The sequence below is a fragment of the Aquimarina hainanensis genome (assembly GCF_042684685.1).
Lineage (GTDB): Bacteria > Bacteroidota > Bacteroidia > Flavobacteriales > Flavobacteriaceae > Aquimarina > Aquimarina hainanensis.
Genome location: NZ_JBHULX010000004.1, coordinates 39,639 through 58,614 on the forward strand (window position 1 = coordinate 39,639; position 18,976 = coordinate 58,614).

Genomic DNA, 18,976 nt, shown 5'->3' on the forward strand with positions numbered 1-18,976 from the left:
AAAAATTTAATGTGATAGATAGATGTTAAATACAATTGATTTATATCCAAAAGAGGGTTGACAGTAAGAGAAGAAGGTGGTTTTTGTAATTTTAAGGATAAAAAAGAGTTATTTAGTTGTATAACTAACACAAAATATCCCTTTTTTACGAGGAAGATAACAAAGAATATTTATACATAGAATATGTATATTTGCGATTAGTATTTATGGCAACAAACACTAAAGAAAAAAAGAAATTTACCAAAAAGCTTTTAAATAAGTATCGATTGGTAATTCTCAATGAAGATACATTCGAAGAGCGAATTTCATTTAAGTTAAATCGACTGAATGTTTTTGTAATGGTTACATTAACTGGGATTCTGTTGATTTTTGGAACTACTTTTTTAATAGCATTCACTCCATTGAGAGAATATATTCCTGGATATTCTTCAACTTCTTTGGATTTGAAGGCGACTAGGCTTATTGCCAAGGTAGACTCATTAGAATCTGAAATCCATGTAAATCAGCAATACTTTAATTCCATAAAGAAAGTGCTTATGGGAGATGTTAAAACGGTGGATTTTGATAAAGACTCAGTACGGTTAACTCAGAAATTGGATCCTGAAAAGGTAGATTTAAGCCCTTCAGAAGCAGATATGCAATTGAGAGAAGAAGTTTCCAGGGAGGATAAATACAATGTTTTTGACACGGATAAAAACACTGTAGATTTTTCATTATTTCCTCCGGTAAAAGGAGCAATTACAGCCGCCTATGATGTAAATGAAAAACATTATGCAGTGGATATTGCCGTTACCAAAGACACTCCGGTAAAAGCAGCAGCTTCCGGAACAGTTATTTTTTCCGAATGGACTGCTGAAACAGGTCATGTTTTAATTTTAGATCACGGAAATGGTTTATTGACTGTTTATAAGCATAATGCATCTTTAATAAAGGAGCAGGGAGAAAAAGTAAAGGAAGGAGAAGTTATTGCAATAGCGGGTTCTACCGGAGAATTGAGTACAGGACCTCACTTACATTTTGAATTATGGAAGGATGGTTTCCCAACAGATCCATCCAATTTTATTGACTTTGAATAAATATGGCATCATTAAAAGCTGTAGGAGCAAAAGTTTTTGCAAAACGCATTCGTAAAAAAATAAATAACTGGTCTTCCAATCCTGTAGAAACACAGAAGAAAGTATTTGATCACCTGATCAAAAAAGGAAAGAAAACAGTATTTGGAAAAGATCACAATTTTGATGCAATTAAGTCCTATGAAGATTTTCGTCTTCAGGTTCCCATAAGAGATTATGAACAGCTACGAAGTTATGTAGATAGAATGGTCGATGGAGAAAAAGATATACTCTGGCCAGGAAAACCATTGTATTATGCTAAAACATCAGGAACGACCAGTGGCGCAAAATATATTCCTTTGACCAAAGAATCTATGCCTACTCATATTCGGGCAGCGAGAAATGCAATATTGTGCTATATAGCAGAAAGTGGTCGAGCAGATTTTGTCGACGGTAAAATGATTTTTCTACAGGGAAGTCCGGAGCTACAGGATAAAAATGGAGTAAAGTTAGGACGCTTATCAGGGATCGTAGCTCATTATGTACCCAAGTACCTTCAGAAAAATAGAATGCCGAGCTGGGAGACTAATTGTATAGAAGATTGGGAACAAAAAGTAGACGCTATTATAGAAGAAACAGTGAATGAAGATATGACTGTAATCAGCGGAATCCCCCCCTGGGTTCAGATGTATTTTGAAAAATTGCATCAAAAAACGAACCAATCAATAGGAACGCTTTTTAAGAATTTTGAACTCTTCATCTATGGAGGAGTTAATTATGAACCGTATCGGGCAACTTTCGAAAATTTGATAGGAAGAAGTGTTCCAAGTATAGAATTGTATCCGGCCTCTGAAGGTTTTTTTGCATTTCAGGATTCTCAACATGAAAAAGGAATGCTGTTGCAATTAGATTCCGGGATATTCTATGAATTTGTAAAAGCAGAAGAATTTTTTGAAGAAAACCCGAAACGAATAACAATTGCAGAGGTAGAAAAGGGTGTTAATTATGTAATGTTGATTTCTACTACAGCAGGGTTGTGGTCTTATAACATAGGAGATACTGTTATTTTTACAAATACATCCCCATACAGAGTGATTGTTTCAGGAAGAATCAAGCATTTTATTTCTGCATTTGGAGAACATGTAATTGGCAAAGAGGTAGAGCAAGCAATGAAAGAAGGAGCAGAAATGACTGGAGCAAGGATTAATGAATTTACAGTTGCTCCTCAGGTGAATACAGACTCAGGAGAACTCCCGTATCATCAGTGGTTTATAGAATTTAATGAGAGACCATCAGATCTGGAGGTATTTGCAGAAAAAATTGATGATGCACTTAGAAAACAAAATACTTACTATAATGATTTAATAGAAGGAAATATTCTGAGGAGATTAAAAATTACACCCGTTCCTAGAGATGGTTTTACCAAGTATATGAAATCTATAGGAAAATTAGGAGGACAGAATAAGCTTCCGAGATTATCTAATGATCGAAAGATCGCAGATGCATTGACTGCAATACTAGATAAATAAACCCTATATTTGTTATGAAAAACATATGACGAATAGCAAATTACAACCAAGAACCCGGGCACAAGAAAGCTCGAGTGCAATCGAAAGAATGTATATCACCATGCGCCACCTGTTTAACAGAGGGTTTTATAAGCCTATGGGAGTTTCTGGAGATACGCTGAGAGAAGGATTACTTACATTACGCCCAGAGATTTATGGGTCCATCGCAGAAGAGAAAGTAGAACTAAATGGGTTGTTGTATGTTATTGATAGGTTGCCTTTCGGGATAGAAGAGTGTCAGTATATTAACCTGACTAGTGATGAAGGGTATAAAAAATCCCACTTCAAAGTTATTGTTCCGCTAAAAAGAAGAAGAAACTGTTATCGAATTGATGAGGAGCAAATGAATATTGAAGTGACCAGGGGACGTTCTGAAATTTATGATATTCTGACCCATTTGACCTTCCTTTTTATAGAATCTCATAAGATTATGAGAAGAGTAGTAATCACCGAACAAGGAAACCTTACTCGTGATTGGAAGAAACTGGAAAATGCTGTATTAAACAAAAAAACACTCACCAAACAAGAAAAAGAAATTGCCTTAACACATACGGCTAATATTTTAGGGAGAACGTTTGAAGAAGTATTGTCTATTTATGATAAGTTTTCTTGCCCAGAAAACAAATCGAGATTCTTGCATATCATTTATTGGCTAGGAAAACTTGCTATAGAAGAATCGCTAAATGATAACAAAAGAATTGTAACATTTAGTCCGGTTCTTAGAGAACGTTTAGGACATCATATTCATGGCGAAATTTGGGCAAATACAATTAAAAGAACGTTAGAAGATAAAGGATTATTAGATCGCCCTATTCATGTTATTAGTGCTAATATGCATAGTGTAATGAATACTTTATATGCTCCAAAAGCACTGAAAAATGAAAAAGACAAAACAGTTTTCGAATTATATGAACTGTTAAGTGATGACAGGAACGAAAAGTCGAGAGAAAAGGTTAAAAAAGAAGCCCTCCAAAATGGAATGATCTATATAGAAGATCAAAGTGGTACGAATATTAATGTTCAGATTTTTGATACGGCAAAGCATAAAAATGGTCGTTATCATGAAGAACTAGAAAAAGTAGAAGGAGCGAAAAAACCTGTTATTATTGTTATGGATTACGCCTTTGGAGAACAGGCATATGAAACAATGGACGAACTGCTAAAACCATATATAACCAGTAAAAGAGTAAAAGGGTATTTAGATGTTCATTCTGTTTCTATTATGGGAAAAGCAGGTATTCTGGAAGGAGGTAAAGGAGATATTATGATCCCTTCTGCTCATGTTTTTGAAGGAACGGCAGATAATTATCCATTTAAAAACGAATTAGAAAAAGAAGATCTGGAAGGGCATGGAATTGAAGTATTTGATGGAGCTATGATAACCGTATTAGGAACTTCTTTACAAAACAGAGATGTTCTGAAGTTTTTTTATGAATCAACCTGGAGTGTTATAGGTCTGGAAATGGAAGGAGCACATTATCAAAAAGCAATTCAATCTGCCTCAAAACTTAGGGGGAGTATACGTGATGATGTAAAGGTTCGATATGCGTATTATGCTTCAGATAATCCATTGGAGACGGGTAGTACTTTAGCTTCTGGAGGTCTAGGAACCACAGGAGTAAAACCAACCTATGTAATTACAGAGAAAATCTTAGAGCAAATTTTTAAGAATAGTTAATAGCTATTCTAAGACATCAAATTTTTCATTTTGAAAGAAACAATATTAGTTACCGGAGGAGCAGGATTCATTGGTTCCAATTTTTTGAACTACAAAGCAAAAAAAGAAGGAGCGACATTAATTAATTTAGATAAACTTACATACGCAGCTGATACACGTAATATAGAAGCAGAGGGTGGAGATTACGTGTTTATAGAAGGAGACATCTGTGATTTAGAGTTGATCAAAAAGTTGTTTTCTACATATAAGATTAACAAAGTAGTACATTTTGCCGCGGAGTCTCATGTAGATAATTCTATTCATAGCCCGGGAGCTTTTATCGATACTAATATAGTAGGAACATTTAATTTGTTACAAGCAGCATATGAATACTGGATGGAGGGGCCAAATATGTATAAACCAGAATTTGCTACTGCCCGTTTTTTGCATGTTTCTACCGATGAGGTTTATGGAACCTTAGGAAAAGAAGGGCTGTTTACAGAAACAACTCCTTATGCGCCCAATAGTCCTTATAGTGCTTCAAAAGCCTCTTCAGATATGTTAGTGAGAAGTTATTTTCATACATATGGGCTCCCTGTAGTAACAACGAATTGTTCTAATAATTATGGACCGCGACAGCACGATGAAAAACTCATTCCTACAATTATCAGAAAAGCACTGGCGGAGGAACCAATTCCAATTTATGGAGATGGAAAAAATATTAGAGACTGGTTATATGTATTGGATCATTGCAAAGGAATTGAATTAGCCTTAGAAAAAGGAACACTTGGAGAGACATATAATATCGGAGGGAAAAATGAACGAGAAAATATCTATATCGCTACTAAGATATGCGATCTTTTAGATGAGATACGACCAAGGATCAATAAAGAGAAATATACTTCTTTGATTACGTATGTTTCTGATAGACCGGGTCATGATTTTAGATATGCTATAGATGCTTCAAAAATTGAACAAGAGTTAGGGTGGAATGCGGAAGAAAATTTTGAATCAGGTATTGAGAAAACAATTCATTGGTATATAAATAAATATACTATTCCAAATGAGCCGGTATAAGAAGTTTAAAAAAGATATGAAATAAGCCATGACAATTATGTGGGTGCCTAACGATATGATGATATGACGATCCCGTCTGACCATTAAAAAAAACAATAAATATAAACAGATGAAAAAATGAAAGGAATAGTTTTAGCTGGAGGGGCAGGAACAAGGTTGCATCCGCTAACATTAGCAATTAGTAAGCAGTTAATGCCTGTTTATGATAAACCAATGATCTATTATCCTATTGCTACATTGTTATCAGCTGGAATACGAGAAATTTTAATTATTTCTACACCACAAGATGTTCCATTATTTAAGAAACTGTTAGGTGATGGTAGTACCTATGGTTGTCGGTTTGAGTATGAAGTACAAGAAAAGCCAAATGGATTAGCAGAAGCCTTTATAATTGGTGAGGAATTTATTGGAAAAGATAAAGTAGCGTTGATTCTAGGAGATAACATTTTTTATGGATCAGGATTAGATAGGTTGTTAGAAAGCAATAATGATCCGGAAGGAGGTATTATTTATGCGTATCATGTCCAAGACCCTGAACGATACGGAGTGGTGGAATTCGATACGAATGGAAAAGCTATTTCCATTGAAGAGAAACCGTTAAAACCCAAATCAAATTATGCAGTTCCGGGTATTTATTTTTACGATAATGATGTTGTTCAAATAGCTAAGTCTATAAAACCGAGTAATAGAGGAGAGTTAGAAATAACAGATGTGAATAATGTGTACTTGGAGAAAGGGAAGTTACAGGTCAGTATTTTAGACAAGGGAACAGCCTGGTTAGATACAGGGACGTTTAATTCTCTAATGCAGGCATCGCAGTTTGTTCAAGTGATAGAAGAACGACAAGGGCTTAAAATTGGTGCGATAGAAGAAGAAGCCTATAAAAAAGGATTTATTAGCAAAAAACAACTCCATGAAATAGCTAATAAATTAATAAAGAGTGGATATGGAGAATATTTGTTGCAATTAGACTAAGAGAGAAAGGATGGAAATTGAAAAAACACCATTAGAAGGATGTTTTATTATAAAACCTCGAGTCTTTAAGGATGAAAGGGGAAGCTTTTTTGAGAGTTTTAATCAAGAAAAGTTTGAGAAATTGACCGGAAAGACGGTACGTTTTGTTCAGAATAATCAATCTATTTCGAGTAGAGGAGTATTGAGAGGATTACATTTTCAAAAAGGAAAGTTTGCACAAGCAAAACTGGTTCGGGTTATCTCTGGAGAGGTGTTAGATGTTGCAGTTGACTTGCGGAGAGATTCCAAGACATTTGGAGAACACTTTTCTATTGTTTTAAACGAAACAAATAATTATCAGCTCTTTGTACCAAGAGGGTTTGCTCATGGTTTTTCTACTTTGAGTGAAAGGGCTATTTTTAGTTATCAATGCGATAATTTTTATCACCAGGAATCAGAAAGCGGTGTTTTGTACAAAGATCCTCAACTTTCTATCGACTGGAAATTAAAGGATTCAGAAGTTTTATTATCTCAAAAAGATAAGGTATTGCCTTTGTTGAGTGATTTTACAGAAAACTATATGTAAAGTTTTCTAAAAGAAGGTACCTTTGCGGCAAAATTGACAGAACCAATTTATTATTCAATATACAAATATGAGTACTAAGGAAAATTCATCAGAAGAAATAGATTTAGGACAATTATTCACTCTTATAGGAAATGGTTTTCATAAACTTTTTCAATTCATTGGCAGTGTTTTTAAAAGCTTTTTTCATCTCATTATTTTATTTCTTCAATTTATAAGAGCTCACTTTTTAAAATTTGTAATAGCAATAATTATCGGAATTGTCGCTGGAAGTTATTGGGATTATAAGTCTGAAAAAGTGTATCGATCTTCTATGATTGTGGAACCTAACTTTAATAGTGCACAACAATTATATAATAATGTAGAGTTTTATGACGAATTAGCGAAGCAAGAAGAATTTGAAGCATTAGCAGGGGCTTTAAAAATTGAAGTTAAGTATGCAAAATCGATTCGAGAAGTTAAAATAGAATCTTTTTCGGATCAGGCTCAGAAAATATCACAGTTTAGTGAGTTTATTCAAGGGTTGGATTCTATTTCCCAAAAGTTAGTTGATTATGAAGATTACTTGGAAAACTTTAATAATATTAACTCTAAGTTTCATAGAATTCATATAAAATCAACGAACCCAAGAGTAGCTAAAAAATGTAGAAAACAAATTGTTCGCTCTATTGAAGAGAATGAGTATTTTAGATTACAAAAGAGAATAAACGAACAAAATATTACTTTATCAGATTCTATTATTGAAAGACAATTGTTAGAATTAGATTCTTTACAACGCTTTTATAGAAAAGTTAAAATGATAGAGGCAAGTAAAGATATTGGAGGTACCAATATCAATTTAGCACAATCAAAAACCGGAGAATTACCGGAAGTAGCGTTATTGAAAAAAGTAGAAGAATTACAGGAAGATAAGGTAGAACTAAATAATGAAAAAGCAAGTACTGATAATATTATAAATGTAATTTCAGATTTTCCGAATAAAGGAGTGCTAGTTAATGATTGGTTTACAAAAAAGAAGGTTCTTTTACCATTAGCTTGTTTAGGGTTGATATTAATTTTCTTGTTATTAATGGAATTAAATAGATACCTTAAACAATATCAAAATTAAGTTTTTGTGAAGAACAAAACAATACTAGTTACAGGGGCATCAGGTCAATTAGGGAATTGTATTCGGTTAATATCAGATAAATACAAGTTTAATTTTTTATTTAAAAATTCCAAAGAATTAGATATAACGAATAAGGAAAAAGTGGTAAACTTTTTTGAAGAACACCCTATTGATTTTGTAATAAACTGTGCAGCTTATACGAATGTAGAACAAGCAGAAAAAGAACCGGAAAAAGCATTTTTGATAAATGCTGAAGGAACAAGAAATATTGCTGAAAGCTGTAAAAAAAACAAGATTGTACTGATTCATATATCTACTGATTATGTATTTGGCGGTAAAGGAACAAAACCATATTTAGAAAATGATATTCCGAATCCCATTAATGAATATGGAAAATCTAAATTAAAAGGAGAAGAATATATTCGAGAATTAATGGATACGTATTTTATCATTCGAACCTCTTGGTTATACTCTCAATTTGGACATAATTTTTTTAAGACGATATTAAAAAAATCAGAAACGGAAAAAAAATTGACTATAACAACTGGAGAAATTGGAACTCCAACAAATGCGAATGATTTGGCAAATTTCATTTTAGCTATTATAAAAGAAAATAGAAAAGAATTTGGGATTTATCATTATAGTAATCAAGGACAAGCGTCTTGGTACGACTTTGCAAAAGAAATAATAAAGGTTTCAGGAAAACTTGATAATATAGTGTTAATAAAAACAGATAATTACCCTACTTTTGTTTCAAGACCAAAGTTTAGTGTTTTGAGCAAAGTAAAGTGTGAAAGAACTTTTATTTTAAAAATCGGAGAGTGGAAGGAGGCTCTTCAAGAAGTATATTTTAAGTATATGAATTAATAATTTTAATATGATAGTAGCTTTATTACCTATGAAAGGAAACTCAGAAAGGGTTCCAAATAAAAACTTGAAAAAACTTGATGGAAAACCACTTTTTCATAGGGTTTTGAATGTTCTTTTAGACTCAAAATATATTGATAAAGTAGTTATTAATACGGATAGTGAAAAGATAAAAAATCAAATAAAAAAAGATTATTCTTTAGATAAAATAATAATTTTAGATAGACCAGAATATATAATTGGTGACCTTGTGTCTATGAATAAGGTAATTAAGCATGACATAGAAAGTATTGAAGCCGATATATATGTGCAGACACATAGTACAAATCCCTTATTAAAAACAAAGTCTATAGATAATGCTATTGAAAAAATGTTGAATTCTGATGATTTTGACTCTATTTTTTCAGTTACTAAACTTCAGACTCGATTATATGAACTAGATGGAAAACCATTTAATCATGACCCTTCTGAATTGTTAAGAACTCAAGATTTACCTCCTTTGTTTGAAGAGAATTCTAACTTTTATATTTTCTCTAAAAAGTCATTTCAAGATGCTGGAGATAAAAGAATAGGATTAAAACCCTTTATGTTTGAAATAGATAAAACTGAAGCTATAGATATAGATGACCCAGAAGATTTTATAATTGCAGAATCTTTATATAAACTATTAAGATGATTTTTGATACTATAGAAAATAGAGAGTTGTATTTCGATACACCAATTTTTAAAGAAATTTTTAAAAAACTTAAAACATTGAATGCTAATACCCCAAACGGTATTTATTTTAAAGAAGATGATTATTATTTTAAGGTTGTAGGGTATGATACAAAACTACAACCATCAATTATTGAATCGCATCGTAGAGAAATAGATATACAAATAATGTTATCTGGAAAAGAACAAATTAAATTATATAATATAAAGGATGTAAATATTACTGTTCCTTACTCCGCTGAATCTGACTGTGAATTTTATAAAAGTGATAATGCATCTAACTTAGCTTTAAATTTGACTCCAGGCTATATGGCTATTTTTTTTCCTCAAGATATTCATGAGTGTCAGTATGCAGTTAATAATGAAGTAGAAAAAATAAAAAAAATAGTAATAAAAATAAATGAAAAACTTTTTACACACTAAAAGTAAGTTAAAGGAAAGATTGTCTAGTAAACAATTGACAATAGGATCTTGGTTGACAATACCACATCAATCAATCGTGGAAATACTTTCTTCTGCGGGGTTTGAATGGTTAACAATAGACATAGAACATTCTGCAATAAACATAGAAACGGTTCAAGGTTTAATAAGTCATATTCAAGCAAATGATATGGAAGCCTTGGTAAGGGTGAGTAAGAATGATGAAGTAATTATTAAAAGAGTTATGGATGCTGGAGCTAATGGCATTATTGTACCAATGATTAAATCAGCAGAAGAAGCAAAACAAGCTGTTTCTTGGGTTAAGTATCCTCCTAAAGGAACTAGAGGTGTTGGTTTATCTAGAGCTCAGCATTATGGAGTAGCATTTAAAGAATATACAAAATGGGTTCAAGAAGAATCAATTGTTATTGCTCAGATAGAACATATAGAAGGTGTTAAAAATTTATCTGAAATTTTAGATGTTGAAGGGATAGACGGAATAATTGTTGGTCCTTATGATTTATCTGCTTCTATGGGTAAGCCAGGAATGTTCTATGATGATGATGTAAAAGAAGTTCTTGCTGAAATTGATAGAATTACCACAGAGAAGTCGAAAAACTTAGGATTTCATGTTATTGAATCTAATCACCAAAAGGTATTAGATAAGGTTGCAAAAAATTATAATTTATTAGCATTTAGCTTGGATTTTTTCTTTTTAGGAGATACTGCAAGAGAACAAATGAAATTATTAAGATCTAAACTATAATATGAAACGTGTTTTAGTATTTGGAGGGTTTGGTTTTTTGGGATATTACTTAGTAAAAGAACTTTTACAAAAAGAGTATAATGTTACTGTAGCAGATATTGTTGAAGATGATGATTTGAAAAATAAAGTTAAATTTATTTACTGTGATATATCGAATGAAAATGAAGTAATATCCATTTTTGAAAATGACACATTTGATATTGTTTATAATTTGGCAGGATTTGCAAATTTAGATAATGCAATAAAATTTCCGTTAAAAACAATTAACCTTAATGTTATTGCAAATATGTATATTCTTGAGCAATGTATAAAAAATAAGATTAAAAAATATATATATGCAAGTAGTGCATATGCTATGAGTAATAAGGGTTCTTTTTATGGAATTAGTAAACTGGCTTCAGAAAAAATAATAGAGGAATATCATAAAAAATATGATTTGACTTTTATAATTTTAAGGTATGGATCAGTTTATTCAGAAAGAGAGTATAACAATAATTATATTTATAATCTAGTTAAAGCTGCTGTACTTAATAAAAAAATAGATCATAAAGGAGATGGTAATGAAATTAGAGAGTATATACATGCAGCAGATGCAGCAAAGTTGTCTGTAGATGTCATTGAATCGAATTCATATGAAAACCGCCACGTTATTCTAACGGGTACAGAAAGAATGAAAAGAATAGAGCTGTTTGAAATGATAAAAGAAATCCTTAATAATGATTTAGACATTAAATGCAATGACTCAGGATATAATAATCATTATAAGTTTACTCCTTACTCATTTGAGCCTAGTGTGAGTAAAAAATTAATAGCAAACCCTCATATTGATATGGGGCAAGGGTTATTAGAGTGTATCAGGGCGGTTTATAATAAAGGTTAATTTATGGAAATTCATAAAATTCCAAAATCTGATTATGACGCTGTTGCCGTTAGTTTATTAAAACATCAGTTTATTAAATTACAGCAGAAAAAGAATAAAATTACGGTAGCTTTGTCAGGAGGAAATACTCCTTTGCCTATTTTAGCTGAATTAGCAAAAGAAAACTTAAGTTGGGAGAAATTCCATTTTTTTATGGTAGACGAAAGATGTGTCTCAATAGATGATGCTCAAAGTAATTTTGGTAATATAAAAAAAATCTTTTTTGATAATGTTTCATCATCTTGTTATTCAATGGTAGATGAAAAATTTACTTTTGATGAATCAATTAAAGAATATGAAGATCTTTTATTAAAGGAAGTTGAATTAGATAAAGAAGTACCAGTATTCGATTTAATTGTTTTAGGAATGGGTGAAGATGGTCATGTAGCATCTTTATTCCCTGAAACAATTGCTCTTTCTGAACAAAAAAGAATTGTGGTTAGAAATAATGTTCCTCAATTGAATATGGATCGTATAACTTTAACATACCCTGTTTTATTAAATGCCAAGGAAACAATGATTATGATAAAAGGAAAGAAGAAAAGACAGGTTTTTGAACAGATGTATAAAAACGGAAAGACAAATTTTCCAATGCAAAGAATTGTAGATCAAAAAAGAAATATAAGTTGGATTATTGAAAGAGAATAAACATAACATGATAATAAAGAATATATTTTTTGATTTTGATGGAGTAATAGCTGAATCTGTTGCAGCAAAAACAGAAGCTTTTAGAGAAATGTATATGCCTTATGGAGAGGAAATCGCTAATAAAGTTGTGGAGTATCATATGAAACATGGAGGAGTTTCTAGGTATGAGAAATTTAGATATTGGGAGAAAAAGTTTTTTGGAAAAAACATTTCAAATGAAAGGACGCAGGAATTAGCACAAGAGTTTTCTGAGTTAGTATTAAAAAAAGTAATTTATGCTAATGAGGTTTCTGGAGTAAAAGCCTTTCTTGAAAAATATTATAAGAGATTAAATTTTTGGATAATAACAGGAACACCTACAACAGAAATAGAAATTATAGCTAGAGAAAGAGGTCTAACCAGTTACTTTTTAGGTATACATGGTTCTCCTGAAAGGAAAAGATATTGGACTGAATATTTAATTGAGAACTATAACTTAAAACGTGAAGAGACTTTTTTTTTAGGAGATGCAACAACAGATCAAGATGCAGCTTCCTTTTCTAAACTTCATTTTGCTCTAAAGGAGAATGAGGAAAATAAATGCATTTTTGAGGATTATAAAGGGATTCGTTTTAAAGATTTTGAAACCTTAGAAAAGCAGTTAAAAGAATATTTTGTGAAAAGGAAGTAATTTCTTTTTATAATTTATTGGCTTACTTTTTAATATTTGAAAAAATTGAATATACTATTAAATGATTAATTTTTGTGAATAAAGTACGCTTTAGAATAATTAATAATAATTGTTATAACCATTATTAAATAACAAATGAAAATACTTTTAACAACCACATCATTTCAAGATACACCCGGTGTACATCAAGATTTATTATATAGTCAAGGCTTTGAAATAGATACTTTGAGAGGTCCAATTTTAGAGAAGGAGTTATTGCCAATTATTCATAATTATGATGCGGTAATATGTGGGGATGATGAATATACAGAAGCTGTAATAAAAAAAGGAGTAGAAGGAAACTTAAAATATATTTCTAAATATGGAGTAGGTTTGGATCGTATAGACTTAGAAGCTGCTAAGAAATATGGGGTTCCTGTTACTAATTGTCCTGCTGTAAATCAAGTTTCTGTTTCGGAACATGTATTAGCTTTGTTATTAACTTTTGAAAGAAATGTACATCTTCAGTATAATTCTGTACAAAAAGGTAGCTGGAAACGATGGATTGGAAACGAAATAGAAGGAAAAACAATTGGAATTATTGGTCTAGGTTCTGTAGGAAAAGAATTAGCAAAAAAATCTAATGCACTAGGAATGAGTGTTATAGCGTTTGATTTGTATAAAGATGAAGATTTTTTATCTAATCATAAAGAGGTTTCTTTTGTTACATCTTTAGATGTAATATATGAACAAGCAGATGTGATTAGCTTGCATTTACCACATACTTCAGAAACTGAACATTTAATAAATAGAAAAGTTATTTTTAACAAAATCAAAAAGCAGCCAATTTTAATTAATACGGCAAGAGGAATGTTAGTCGATTCTACTGCCTTAATAGAAGGTTTAAAAGAAAAAAAATTAAGAGGATATCTTACTGATGTTTTGGCTAATGAACCAATACTTGATGATGAAATGTTAAAAGGGGTAGATAATGTAATTATTACACCACATGTGGGCTCAAGAACATATCAAAGTGTTCAAAAGCAAGGTTCTATGGCAGTAAATAATTTGCTAAAGTTAATAAATAGCTGAAACATTAAGTAGTTCTTAAGTTTTATTGATAAAAATGTCTGAAAATAATAGATATAAATCAAATAACGTGTTTAAAAAAGCAATATTTAATATTGCTTTTCAAATTATTCCTATTCTACTTGCACTTATTTTAACTCCTTTCCTTATTAATGGAATGGGAAAAGATTTTTGGGCAAAATATTCAACAGGAATAAGTCTTATTTTTTTATCAAACTATTTTTCATTTGGAATAGGACCTGCCCTAAATAGAAGAGTTTCAGAGGTAATAGGGCTTAAAAAGTATGATAAGATACTGTATGAGCTAAAAGAATGCGTTTCTTTTTCTTATTTTTTAGGAATAGTGTTTTTTATAATATTACAGATTGTTTTATTGCTCGCATACAAGTTAGGCAATTTCAGTATTTTAAAAACAGGAAGTGATTTTAGTTTTTATCAGATCACTATTTTTAACTTTTTTTTAGTTTTTATTATAATTCCATATAGGTCTATTTTAGAGTCATTTAGTGATTTTTATTTTTTAGCAATTGTAAGAGCTATAACAGCAGCAATGTTATTTTTAATCCCTTTTATTTATATACTGTTATTTGGGGTATCTCTAAAAGGGATTGCTATGATGTTATCTGTTTTTTATTGTATGCTTTATTCAGTGTATTACTTTAGAGTATTTCAATTCAAAAACAAATTTCATTTTAAATTACCTTCACCTATTGGAAAAGAATTTCTTGTAAGAATATTTAAATTTGATTTAAGCTTTTTAAAAGAAACTTTTTATTTCAGTTTGTTTTTTTTAACATCTGCAATAGTATTGTTTTTTGATCGTTTTTATTATGCTGTTTTTTTTAATACTATTATAATCTCGGATCAAGTTACTATGCTAGACCTTTTTAATAGGGTAGCTATTATCACAGGAACAATTTCAATAGTGTATTTTTCTGCAATTTCAGTGTGGTATCAAGAAAAAAACTTAGAAAAAATAAGAAAAAACTTACAAACTCAAATTATTGGGGTTTTTTGTATATTTTTTATAGTGGTAATTTTTAGCTATTTCTTTTTGAACAGTATTTTAGGATGGTGGTTAGGAGAGAGTTTTTCTTTATTTATAGAGAAAAATTCTTTTTCATTACTTTTTGCTACCATTTTAACCAACTTTGTTATATTACTTGTTCGCCCATTACAAGCTATAGGTTTAATCAAAGTAGTAAGCTTATTCCTTGTTTTTACTACGATTATTTATATTTGTATAGTAATTTTCTTAGGTTACTTAAAAGAAATAGAATATCATTATTTAGCATTAATTACTAAATCTGCCTTGGATATTATCATACTTATTTCATTATTAAAAAAGAAAAGAATTTTATGATTAGTAAAATCCTAATATATGAAGTACACTATTCGAATTTTAATCGTTATGTAATTCCTTTATCTAAGTACTTTGTTGAAAATGAAGTTTCTGAAAAAGTAGTAATGGTATATGATTCCTTTGTTGAAAAAGAGAAGATTAAAAAAAATTTAAATAAAAAAATAACGAATAGGAATATTTCAAAGGTTTATAAAGAGTTAAAAAAGAAAGATAATAATTCTGATATCATCTTTATTAATTATAGTTATAGAATTCCTGACCTATATTGGACTTATAAGCTAAAAAAAATAGGAGTAAGATGTTATCAACAGCAACATGGTATGTATGCTGAGTTTTTAGAAAGAAGTTTTTTAGGGTATTTTTCAGCAATAAATAGAAAGATTACCTATTTTAAATATTTGTTTTATTTTCTACTTAAGTTAAAAGCAAGTGTATTTTTGTATTTAATTAATAAAGATTTTGTAAAATCTGAGAATGTAAATAATCTTATAAGTGAAAAATTCAAGAAAAAAATAGAACTTATCCAATCTGACCATATCTTTGTTTGGGGAGATTATTGGAAAAAGTGGTTTATGAAAAATCATTTTTACAAGTCAGTTGATCAATTTACGACAATAGGAAATCCTGACTATCATGTGTTTATTAAGAATAGAGTTCAAAATGTAGAGAAAGATAAAGTTTGTTATATAGCACAGACTTTTGTTGAAGATGGAAGAATGGATAGAGTAGATTATAAAAAAATAATAGATAAAATTTCTGAAACATTTAAAGAACAGCTACTGATAAAACTTCACCCTAGATCAGACAAAACTATTTTTGAAAGTGTAATTAATAATGGAGGAGAATTATTATATGATTTCCCTATTACAGGCTATTATATAGGTCATTATTCATCTTTATTGGCACTGGCAATTAATGAAGATGCAAATGTTTTTTTATTAGAAATTAACAATGAAAAAATACCACACTATTTTTTAAACTCTGCTAATAAGGTTTTTTATAATATAGAAGAATTATGCCATACAATTATAAGAAAGGACCGGTTAGAATCTTCACAAGAAATTTCTTATTTTTTTGAAAACAAGGAAACCCATCCATTTGAAATAATAACTAATTTTTTAATAAATATTATTTAATGGAAATATATAAACCAATTGTATTACAGGTTATTTCTGTATTATTTTTAGTTGTGTATTTTCTTTTTTCAAAACTGCAAAAGACAAACTTATTTAAGTTTGTTTTTATGTTATTACTATTATTATTATTATTAATTGTTTTTATAAATAGAGACTATACTGCAAATATTGATCTACCTAACTATATGAAATTTTATGATTTTAATAAAAATTTCGTAGATATTTTCACCTCACAAACAGCTTGGAAAGGAGACTTCTTATTTTTTGCTATCATGCCATTATCACATCTAATAGGATTTGACAATGAAAATTATATTACTTTTCAATTAATAATAAGTATTTCTTTAACTTTTTTGGCTTATTTCTATTTTTTTAAAGAGTATAAATCGTTGATGTTTCTTGGTTTGTTTTTTATGGTAAATAGTTCGTCTTTCTATTTAATACATGGGAATGTTATAAGACAAGGCTTAGCTTCTTCACTTTTATTGATGAGCTTAAGCTCTAATACGAACACTAGAATTAATTTATTTAAGATTTCAGCTTTTTTTAGTCATAAAGGAAGTCTTTTTTCATTTTTTACAAGATTTTTTGATACGACTAATAAAACAAAACTATTAATTATGGTTTTAGCTTTTTTAATAGGTTATTTTTCGGTTTTTATACATTTATTAAATATATTCCCTCTTCCTGTTTTTATAAAGCAAAAAATTGATTTTTATAGTAATTTCCAAAGGGCTTCTACAAATTCTCAGATTAAATTAAGTATACTACTTATTTTTAATTTCTTGTTTTTGTATTTGAGGAGCAAGGAAAATAAATATGAACATGCCTATAGATTTTTCTTTGCTTTTTCGATAGCTTCTTTTTTACTTTTTAGGTTTGATGGGATGTTTTCAAGATTAATATTATACACAGATATATTTATACCAATAATAGTAATTGGAAGTATACAAAATTTGAAATCTATTAGAAATAAAATTATAGTAAGTTATATTACAATAATTATAAGTATTGCATATTCTTTATATGTATTTAATCATAAGTCTATAATTTTTAATATGGGAGAAAAGTTGGTTTTATTTTAAAAAAAGAAGTTAAAGTGAAAAAGTTAGTTTTTGGAATAGTTTTATTTTCGTTGTTTTCTATTTCATGTAAAAAAAAGGATTTAAATCAGGAAAAGAGCAGTACTGTTGCTACATATAAATTTATAAGAAACTTTCTAGATAGAAACTCAATTAGAATTTACAACAGTGAAATTCAAAGGACGAGAGTCAATTTTTTTCCTAAAACGAATACGTTAATTTATCATTTTTGGAAAAAAGAGAAATTAGAAAATAACGGAAGTTTTTTTTTGCACTTGTTTCCTTCAGATAAAACAGATCTACCAGAAAAAAGAATCAAAACTGGTTTTATAAATTTGCCTCTAAAAAAAAATGAACTTATAAATAGTGAGTCTAGAAACTTTATAATTATTAAACCTCTACAATTACCATATAATATAGATGCGATTGTTACTGGACAATATAAAGGCAAAAGAAAGTCATGGACTTCTGTTTTTAAAGAAAAAGCCTATCTAACAAGAGCATTTTTATCGGATAGTAGCTTTTATTTAGATGAAAAAAATATTTTTAATTTTTTGTTTTCAGAAAATATTAAAGAGTATAAACGTACATTACCAAACATTGGATTTAAAATTTATGAAGACAATAAAAAAAAGATGTTTTCGATTTACTTTAATTCAAATTTTAATAGGTTGTTATATATATTTCAAGATATAAAGAAAAGTGGACTTGATAAAGGAAATTTTTACTTAGAAATACAGAAAAAACACGAGAAAAAACGGGAATATAAAAGAATAGATTCAAAAGAAGTTTTTATAAAAGATAATAAAGGCGTTTTTGTTCAGAATTTGAATATTAAAGAAGTATATAAAGAGTTAATTATTGGTCAAAAAATAGATTCGGTAAAAAAGATATTAAAGAAAGTATACATTCCTGAGTCTATCTATAAATCAAGTAGACAATTTACTTGGATTAAAAATATAAAAACAGAGGAAGATAGGAATATAGCGCTTTTAGAAAATTTAATATTTAACAATATACCTTTAGTTTATTATAATCAAGAAAGGGATCTTTCGTTGTTTTTTAATAATAGAACAGGATATTTAGTTACTCATAATCTAGATAAATTGGATAGTTATAATTTGAAATTAAGATTTTTTTCTTCCATAAAAGAAAACTCTGTTTTAAAAGAAATAAAGTTAAAAAATACATTTAGTATAAAAACAAGAGAGAATCAATTAGCTATATTTGAAATTGATTTACCAGAAAAGATTGATAAAATTAAACTTTATACAGTTAAAAATGAAGAAAGTAAATTTGTTTTTGAAAGATCATTTAAATAAAG

The 18,976-nt window shown here is 29.3% G+C and carries 19 protein-coding genes; all 19 read left to right on the top strand.

The window, feature by feature from the left end; translation table 11 throughout:
- Nucleotides 1-206: 206 nt before the first annotated feature.
- The 19 genes from ACFSTE_RS05565 (at nt 207) to ACFSTE_RS05655 (ending at nt 18,974) form a co-directional block, all read left to right on the top strand.
- Complete coding sequence (locus ACFSTE_RS05565; protein ID WP_176028203.1) at nt 207-1,076, top strand: M23 family metallopeptidase; 870 nt, start codon at nt 207-209, stop codon at nt 1,074-1,076.
- Nucleotides 1,077-1,078: 2 nt separating this feature from the next.
- The gene (locus ACFSTE_RS05570) at nt 1,079-2,581 is read left to right on the top strand and encodes a GH3 auxin-responsive promoter family protein (protein WP_378257766.1); all 1,503 of its coding nucleotides are present in this window, start codon (nt 1,079-1,081) and stop codon (nt 2,579-2,581) included.
- Nucleotides 2,582-2,606: 25 nt separating this feature from the next.
- Complete coding sequence (locus ACFSTE_RS05575; protein WP_378257764.1) at nt 2,607-4,298, top strand: DUF6909 family protein; 1,692 nt, start codon at nt 2,607-2,609, stop codon at nt 4,296-4,298.
- A gap of 30 nt (nt 4,299-4,328) precedes the next feature.
- Nucleotides 4,329-5,354, top strand: a complete 1,026-nt coding sequence (gene rfbB / locus ACFSTE_RS05580) for a dTDP-glucose 4,6-dehydratase (RefSeq protein WP_378257762.1) — start codon at nt 4,329-4,331, stop codon at nt 5,352-5,354.
- A gap of 117 nt (nt 5,355-5,471) precedes the next feature.
- Nucleotides 5,472-6,329: a glucose-1-phosphate thymidylyltransferase RfbA gene (gene rfbA / locus ACFSTE_RS05585; RefSeq protein ID WP_176028206.1), complete on the top strand. Its 858-nt coding sequence runs from the start codon at nt 5,472-5,474 to the stop codon at nt 6,327-6,329.
- 10 nt (nt 6,330-6,339) lie between these two features.
- On the top strand, nt 6,340-6,894 hold the full coding sequence (gene rfbC / locus ACFSTE_RS05590) for a dTDP-4-dehydrorhamnose 3,5-epimerase (protein WP_378257760.1): 555 nt from the start codon (nt 6,340-6,342) through the stop codon (nt 6,892-6,894).
- A gap of 67 nt (nt 6,895-6,961) precedes the next feature.
- Nucleotides 6,962-7,999: a hypothetical protein gene (locus tag ACFSTE_RS05595; protein ID WP_378257758.1), complete on the top strand. Its 1,038-nt coding sequence runs from the start codon at nt 6,962-6,964 to the stop codon at nt 7,997-7,999.
- 6 nt (nt 8,000-8,005) lie between these two features.
- On the top strand, nt 8,006-8,866 hold the full coding sequence (rfbD, locus tag ACFSTE_RS05600) for a dTDP-4-dehydrorhamnose reductase (protein ID WP_378257756.1): 861 nt from the start codon (nt 8,006-8,008) through the stop codon (nt 8,864-8,866).
- 10 nt (nt 8,867-8,876) lie between these two features.
- Nucleotides 8,877-9,542, top strand: coding sequence for an acylneuraminate cytidylyltransferase family protein (locus ACFSTE_RS05605; RefSeq protein WP_378257754.1), 666 nt, complete (start codon nt 8,877-8,879; stop codon nt 9,540-9,542).
- Nucleotides 9,539-10,003: a YhcH/YjgK/YiaL family protein gene (locus ACFSTE_RS05610; protein ID WP_378257752.1), complete on the top strand. Its 465-nt coding sequence runs from the start codon at nt 9,539-9,541 to the stop codon at nt 10,001-10,003. Before ACFSTE_RS05605 ends, ACFSTE_RS05610 begins: the two co-directional genes overlap by 4 nt.
- Nucleotides 9,981-10,766 carry an HpcH/HpaI aldolase family protein gene (locus tag ACFSTE_RS05615; protein ID WP_378257750.1) on the top strand — a complete coding sequence of 262 codons (786 nt, stop codon included), beginning with the start codon at nt 9,981-9,983 and terminating at the stop codon, nt 10,764-10,766. Before ACFSTE_RS05610 ends, ACFSTE_RS05615 begins: the two co-directional genes overlap by 23 nt.
- A 1-nt stretch (nt 10,767) precedes the next feature.
- Entirely contained in the window at nt 10,768-11,646 is an 879-nt protein-coding gene (locus tag ACFSTE_RS05620; protein ID WP_378257748.1) for an NAD-dependent epimerase/dehydratase family protein, read from the top strand.
- A 3-nt stretch (nt 11,647-11,649) separates the two neighbouring features.
- On the top strand, nt 11,650-12,333 hold the full coding sequence (gene pgl / locus ACFSTE_RS05625) for a 6-phosphogluconolactonase (protein WP_378257746.1): 684 nt from the start codon (nt 11,650-11,652) through the stop codon (nt 12,331-12,333).
- A complete protein-coding gene (locus tag ACFSTE_RS05630) occupies nt 12,320-13,003 on the top strand; it encodes an HAD family hydrolase (RefSeq protein ID WP_378298027.1) in 684 nt (227 codons plus the stop codon). The genes pgl and ACFSTE_RS05630 overlap by 14 nt, the downstream gene beginning before the upstream one ends.
- A 135-nt stretch (nt 13,004-13,138) precedes the next feature.
- Nucleotides 13,139-14,074: a phosphoglycerate dehydrogenase gene (locus ACFSTE_RS05635; protein ID WP_378257742.1), complete on the top strand. Its 936-nt coding sequence runs from the start codon at nt 13,139-13,141 to the stop codon at nt 14,072-14,074.
- A gap of 34 nt (nt 14,075-14,108) precedes the next feature.
- Nucleotides 14,109-15,434, top strand: coding sequence for a hypothetical protein (locus tag ACFSTE_RS05640; RefSeq protein ID WP_378257740.1), 1,326 nt, complete (start codon nt 14,109-14,111; stop codon nt 15,432-15,434).
- Nucleotides 15,431-16,570: a hypothetical protein gene (locus ACFSTE_RS05645; RefSeq protein WP_378257738.1), complete on the top strand. Its 1,140-nt coding sequence runs from the start codon at nt 15,431-15,433 to the stop codon at nt 16,568-16,570. Before ACFSTE_RS05640 ends, ACFSTE_RS05645 begins: the two co-directional genes overlap by 4 nt.
- The gene (locus ACFSTE_RS05650) at nt 16,570-17,655 is read left to right on the top strand and encodes an EpsG family protein (RefSeq protein WP_378257737.1); all 1,086 of its coding nucleotides are present in this window, start codon (nt 16,570-16,572) and stop codon (nt 17,653-17,655) included. Before ACFSTE_RS05645 ends, ACFSTE_RS05650 begins: the two co-directional genes overlap by 1 nt.
- Nucleotides 17,656-17,669: 14 nt before the next feature.
- Nucleotides 17,670-18,974: a hypothetical protein gene (locus ACFSTE_RS05655; protein ID WP_378257735.1), complete on the top strand. Its 1,305-nt coding sequence runs from the start codon at nt 17,670-17,672 to the stop codon at nt 18,972-18,974.
- Nucleotides 18,975-18,976 lie beyond the last annotated feature (2 nt).